General features: G+C 65.1%; 6 protein-coding genes. 3 read left to right on the top strand and 3 right to left on the bottom strand.

What is annotated here, in order from left to right; all coding sequences use genetic code 11:
• A partial coding sequence (locus AC1DT2_RS15470; RefSeq protein ID WP_477297271.1) for a DUF4124 domain-containing protein occupies positions 1-579 on the top strand: 579 nt, incomplete at its 5' end.
• Between the two features lie 12 nt (positions 580-591).
• Here AC1DT2_RS15470 and AC1DT2_RS15465 read toward each other — a convergent pair.
• Complete coding sequence (locus AC1DT2_RS15465; protein WP_213948843.1) at positions 592-1,044, bottom strand: GNAT family N-acetyltransferase; 453 nt, start codon at positions 1,042-1,044, stop codon at positions 592-594.
• A 77-nt stretch (positions 1,045-1,121) separates the two neighbouring features.
• On the bottom strand, positions 1,122-1,904 hold the full coding sequence (locus tag AC1DT2_RS15460) for an SDR family oxidoreductase (RefSeq protein WP_477297267.1): 783 nt from the start codon (positions 1,902-1,904) through the stop codon (positions 1,122-1,124).
• Positions 1,905-1,994: 90 nt separating this feature from the next.
• Between AC1DT2_RS15460 and AC1DT2_RS15455 the strand changes: the two genes are divergently transcribed.
• Positions 1,995-2,795 carry an ABC transporter ATP-binding protein gene (locus AC1DT2_RS15455; RefSeq protein ID WP_063572324.1) on the top strand — a complete coding sequence of 267 codons (801 nt, stop codon included), beginning with the start codon at positions 1,995-1,997 and terminating at the stop codon, positions 2,793-2,795.
• Between the two features lie 47 nt (positions 2,796-2,842).
• Positions 2,843-3,061 (top strand): hypothetical protein, encoded by a 219-nt coding sequence (locus AC1DT2_RS15450; protein WP_063572323.1) that lies wholly within the window; start codon positions 2,843-2,845, stop codon positions 3,059-3,061.
• Positions 3,062-3,109: 48 nt separating this feature from the next.
• Here AC1DT2_RS15450 and sppA read toward each other — a convergent pair whose 3' ends face one another.
• A complete protein-coding gene (sppA, locus tag AC1DT2_RS15445) occupies positions 3,110-5,029 on the bottom strand; it encodes a signal peptide peptidase SppA (RefSeq protein ID WP_477297264.1) in 1,920 nt (639 codons plus the stop codon).
• Between the last annotated feature and the right edge of the window lie 17 nt (positions 5,030-5,046).

The raw sequence follows: 5,046 nt of genomic DNA, 5'->3' as shown, positions 1-5,046 counted from the left end.
GTCTACAAGTGCCTGGCTGACGGGCAGACGATCTACCAGCAGACGCCGTGCGCGAAAAGCCAGCGGCAGGAGACACTCCAACTGGAGGACTCCGCGCCGGCCAGTGGCCAGGTCGCGCCGATGCCCGACGCGCCTCGGCGAGACGATGCAACTTCAGATCCTCCGCCACCTCAATCCCAGCCGTTGCCGCCTCCGCCGCGGATGTTCGGCTGCATCCGTGCAACGGACGGCAAACCGTACACCAGCGCGGATGGCAATCCGCAGCCCTACCTCGCGCCCCTCGGTGTGCTCGGTGTCGCTGGCGGGTCACTGTCCGATACCTACGGTAACCCCAACTCCGCCGTGGCCTCGGCCCCGGAGCTCAACCGCGGCAAGGGCAATGTCGGCGCCATCGCGACGAGCAACTACGTCTGGGTGCAGGACCAGTGTCGGGAACTCAGCCCCGCGGAAACCTGCCAGGCATTGCGCAGCGAGTCGGAAGCGACGCAACGGCAGATCCGCAACGCGTTCAAGAGTGACCGTCCACCGCTGGACGCGAAGGACGCACGCCTTCGCAGCCAGTTGCAGTCGTGCCCTTGAGGCGACGCCCCGTCACGCCTCGACGGGGCGATGCTTTACGAAGCGGCGCGAGTCCGTACCGTAGCCCAGCGATTCGTAGAACCGATGCGCCTCGGGGCGGTGGTTTCCGCTGGTCAGGTCCACTCGTGCCGCGCCGGATGCCCAGCTCCATTGTTCTGCCGCGACCATGAGTGCCGTGCCGATACCTTGACGCTGGTGGCCGTCACGAATGGACAGCGCCGTGACGCGTGCGAGGTGCCCCGGCGCGTGGAAGAGTGGCGTGATGTGAACACTGACGACACCGACGATGAGCACCCCATGGCACGCGACGAGAACGGCATCGGACTGTTCGCCGAATGCCGCCAGCTTTGCCCGGACCAGGTCGGCCGAGGCGCCATAGCCGAGCGACTGCAGGCAGATCGCGACCTGGTTTGCATCGGCCATTTCCGCCCGACGAATGCGCAAGGACATCGTTTCATCGTTCATTATCGACTCCCCGTAGACCATCGTAACGATGCCCGCATCGTCTGGCGTTGTCCGGGCGGGACCGTGACAAACGCCGGTCAGAATCCGTAACGAAGAAAACCACCGTCCACGGCGACGATCTCACCGGTGACATAGCTCGACGCCGRCATGCAGAGGAAGGCCACAGCGCCCGCCACTTCCTCGGGCTCACCGATGCGTCCCATCGGCGTGCGGTCGAGCACCTCTTCKAGATACTCCGCGTTGGCGAGCGCCGGCTCACTGCGCTGCGTGCGGATGTACCACGGCGCGACCGCGTTGACGCGAATGCCGTCTTCCGCCCACTCCACGGCAAGGTTGCGCGTCAGCTGGTGCAACGCGGCCTTCGTCATGCCGTACGGAGACCCGGTACGCACATGCGTGATGCCGGAGACCGAACCGATGTTTACGATGGCCGCGTTCGCATGTTGCACGAGGTGCGGATACGCGGAGCGGCACATCTCGTACGCCGAGAAGACATTGAGTTCGAAGAGTTGCCGGTATTCCTCCGGCTCGTAGTCGAGCGTGGCGCGCGGCGTGTTGCCTCCGACGTTGTTCACCAGGATGGAAAGATTCACTTCCAGGTCGGCCACCCAGTCGAACACGGCGAGCCGGTCTTCCTCGTCGGCCAGGTCGGCGGCCATGGCGAGAATCTCGACATCGGGGCACTCCTCGGCGAGTTCGTCGCGCACTTCCTCCAGTTGAAGCTCGTCGCGGGCCACCAGCAACACATCGGCACCGAGAACAGCGAGCTCACGCGCGCAGGCGTAACCGATGCCCTTGCTGGCTCCGGTCACAAGGGCGGTACGCCCGTCGAGGCGCCAGCTACTGAGTCGTGGGTGCATGAGTGGTCTCCGTCTATGGGCGAATCGTACCGCGTGCCTGCCTTGCGACGAAGGGTTGAGCGCAACACGCCCTTGCGACAGGATGGACCGATGAACGACCACGACACCCTGCTTTTCATCGACCGTGCCACGGTGCTGCGTGAAGACCGGAGGCTGCTCGACGCCCTCTCGCTGTCGATCGCACCCGGTCAGCACACGGCCATCCTGGGGCCAAACGGCTCCGGCAAGTCCACCCTGGTCAAGCTGGTCGAACGACGGTTGTATCCGATTGTCCATGCGGACGGCTCGCCGGTCGTCCGTGTGTTCGGGCGCGACCGCTGGAGCGTGGCCGAACTGCGCTCCCTGCTCGGCGTGGTGTCGTCCGACCTGCGCCGCGAGTTCGAAGCCAGCAACGAACAAGCCTTGAATGCCGTGCTTTCCGGATTCTTCGCGTCCATGACGCTCGGCCTCGACCATATCGTGGACGAGGCCATGCGCCACCGTGCCGCCGAGGCACTGGCACGCGTCGGTGCGGCGCACCTCGCCGAACGGGATGTGTCGACGCTGTCCACCGGCGAAGCCCGAAGGGTGCTGATTGCCCGGGCGCTGGTTCATCGCCCGCGTGCGTTGCTCCTGGACGAGCCCTGCGCCGGACTCGATCCAGGTACCCGGCGCCGCTTCCTCGACCTGCTCAGCGAACTGGCGCGCGAGGGCACCACCTTGCTGCTGGTGACCCATCACGTGGAGGAAATCGTGCCGGAGATCGGTCACGTGGTGATGTTGCGAGAGGGCCGCCTCTTCGACCAGGGCCCAAAGGAACGCCTGCTCGCCGACGACCGCCTCTCGGAACTCTTCGGGTGGGAGATGGAAGTGGAACGGGGCAACGGTTTCTACGGTGCGCGATTGCGCTGACCGGCAACGCGAGAGAGACTCGGTATGTCTCTTAAGGCTGACCTGCCATGACCCGCACCCTTTTGCTGCTCACGCTCCTCCTCGCCTGTGCTGCCTGTTCAAAACCGGCGGCACCGACACCACAGCAACCGCCGACGCCGCAGGCCCGCGTTTCGACGCCCTGGGATGCCATGGAGGCGCAGAAGAAAAAAGCGGAGGACGTGCAGAAGACCGTCGACGAACAGGCGAAGAAGCAACGTGAGGCTGTCGATGCGCAGACGCAGTGATGCTCTGTTGCACCCTGCCCGGTAGGAGCCGATTCATCGGCGAAGCTTTTAGCGCGGCGAACAGAAGCAGTAAGCGTAAACGTGCGGCTTGCCCGCCTCGGCCGTGCGGAACAACGCGAACTCCGGTGCAAGGCGCGGCAGCTCGGCGACCCAGCTCGGCAGGCGCAGACCCCACGACAACGCAACGTGCGTTTCCGAGCTGTCGCCGACGTTGGTCAGGAAGCGCTCGAAGGCACCCATCGGCTTCTCGGCGTAGCGCACCTTGAAGTCCTTGCCGAGCTTGGCCTGCTGCGCGGCATCGCGAATGGCATCGTCGAGGCTGCCGAGTTTATCGACCAGGCCGCGATCGAGCGCTTGCTGGCCTGTCCACACGCGACCCTGCGCGATCGCATCGATAGCTGCGAAATCCTTCCCGCGGGCCTTGGCGACATTGCCCACGAAGTCGCGATAACCCTTGTCGATGATGCTCTGGATGAGGATGCTCACCTTCGGATCGAGCGGACGCGTGATATCGAACGCGCCTGCAAGCGGACTCGTGGCGACGCCGTCGCTCTTCACGCCGATCTTGGCCAGCGTATCGGGCACCGTATAGAACATGCCGAAGATGCCGATCGAACCGGTGATGGTGTTCGGCTCCGCATAAATGCGATTGGCATTCATGGAAATCCAGTAACCGCCGCTTGCGGCGACATCGCCCATCGAGACGATCACGGGAATGCCCGCCGCGCGTGTCAGCTCTACTTCACGGCGAATCTGTTCGGCGGCGTAGACTTCGCCGCCCGGCGAATTCACGCGCAGCACCAGTGCACGGGTGCGGCGATCGGCACGCACGGTACGGATCAAAGCGGCCGTGGTATCGCCGCCAATACTGCCCTGCGCCTGCTTGCCGCCGGTGATCTCGCCTTCGGCGACGACCACCGTGACGCCCGGATCGGTCTGCAGCATGTCGGTGGTGGAGAGTCCGCGGTCGGCGAGGTAACCGTCGAGTTCGACCTGTCGGAAGCCCTGGTCCTTCTTGCCGGCGGGCACGCCGCTCTCGCGCAGCATCTGCACGAACTGCTGTTCGGTGGCGATGCCGTCAGCGAGTTTTTCCTGCACGGCCAGATCGGCGAGGCTGCCATGGGCGTCACGCACGCGTTCGGCGAGGTTGTCCACATCGCCGCGCAGCGTGGCCGGCGCGATATGGCGCAGTTTCGCCACTTCGTCGATCCAGGTCGTCCAGAGTCCGCCGAGCCAGTAGGCATCAGCTTCCTTCGACTCAGGCGAGGCGTGATCGAGGATGAATGGCTCGGCCGCACTTTTGAACTGACCGACGCGGAACAGGTGCACTTCAACGCCGAGCTTGTCGAGAAGGTCCTTGTAGAAGAGGCGGTAGTTCGCAAGGCCCGTGGCCATCACGCCGCCCTGCGGATCGACGTATAGCTTGTCCGCGTGCGCGGCGAGGTAGTACTGGCCCTGTTCAAGGCTCACGGCCCAGGCGAGCACCGGCTTGCCTGCGGCACGGAAGCGATCCAGAGCCGCTCCCACTTCGCGCAGCGCAGCGAATCCGCCTGCCTGCAGCTTGTCGGTACGCAGCACGATCTGGCTGATCCGGCTGTCTTTCGTGGCGGCATCGATCGCACGCACCAGGTCGCGCACCTGCACCTGCTTCACGCCATCGCCGGACATCCGCGAGATGGCTCGCGAGAGCCCATCGGCGCTGTACTGCTCGACCAGCGCCCCCTCGGGCGCCAGGACCAGCACGGTCTTGTCCTGCACCGCGCTCGTATGGCCACTTACCATGAGCGCGATCAGGAAAACCGCAAGCAGCCCGAAGAAGATCACGTTGATGATGACCAGCCGGGTGATGTTGATGCCCCGACCGAGGCCGCGCAGGAAGCGGCCGAAACCGCCTCCGCGCCGCGGCGGCGGAACGGGTTGCGGGCGACCTGGCAGGGGCGGCGGCGTGACGTCGTGACGGTCCGGCATCTAAGCGGGTTCCTCGA

Source organism: Luteibacter sp. P4_E6, assembly GCF_056401535.1.
Note: the sequence above shows the minus strand (reverse complement) of the source record. Positions and strands in the feature narration are given on the sequence as shown.

What these genes read in the sequence shown, in the direction of transcription:
- AC1DT2_RS15465 (WP_213948843.1), bottom strand. Translation starts at nt 1,044, where the DNA reads ATGAACGATGAAACGATGTCCTTGCGCATTCGTCGGGCGGAAATGGCC.
- AC1DT2_RS15455 (WP_063572324.1), top strand. Translation starts at nt 1,995, where the DNA reads ATGAACGACCACGACACCCTGCTTTTCATCGACCGTGCCACGGTGCTG.
- AC1DT2_RS15450 (WP_063572323.1), top strand. Translation starts at nt 2,843, where the DNA reads ATGACCCGCACCCTTTTGCTGCTCACGCTCCTCCTCGCCTGTGCTGCC.
- sppA (WP_477297264.1), bottom strand. Translation starts at nt 5,029, where the DNA reads ATGCCGGACCGTCACGACGTCACGCCGCCGCCCCTGCCAGGTCGCCCG.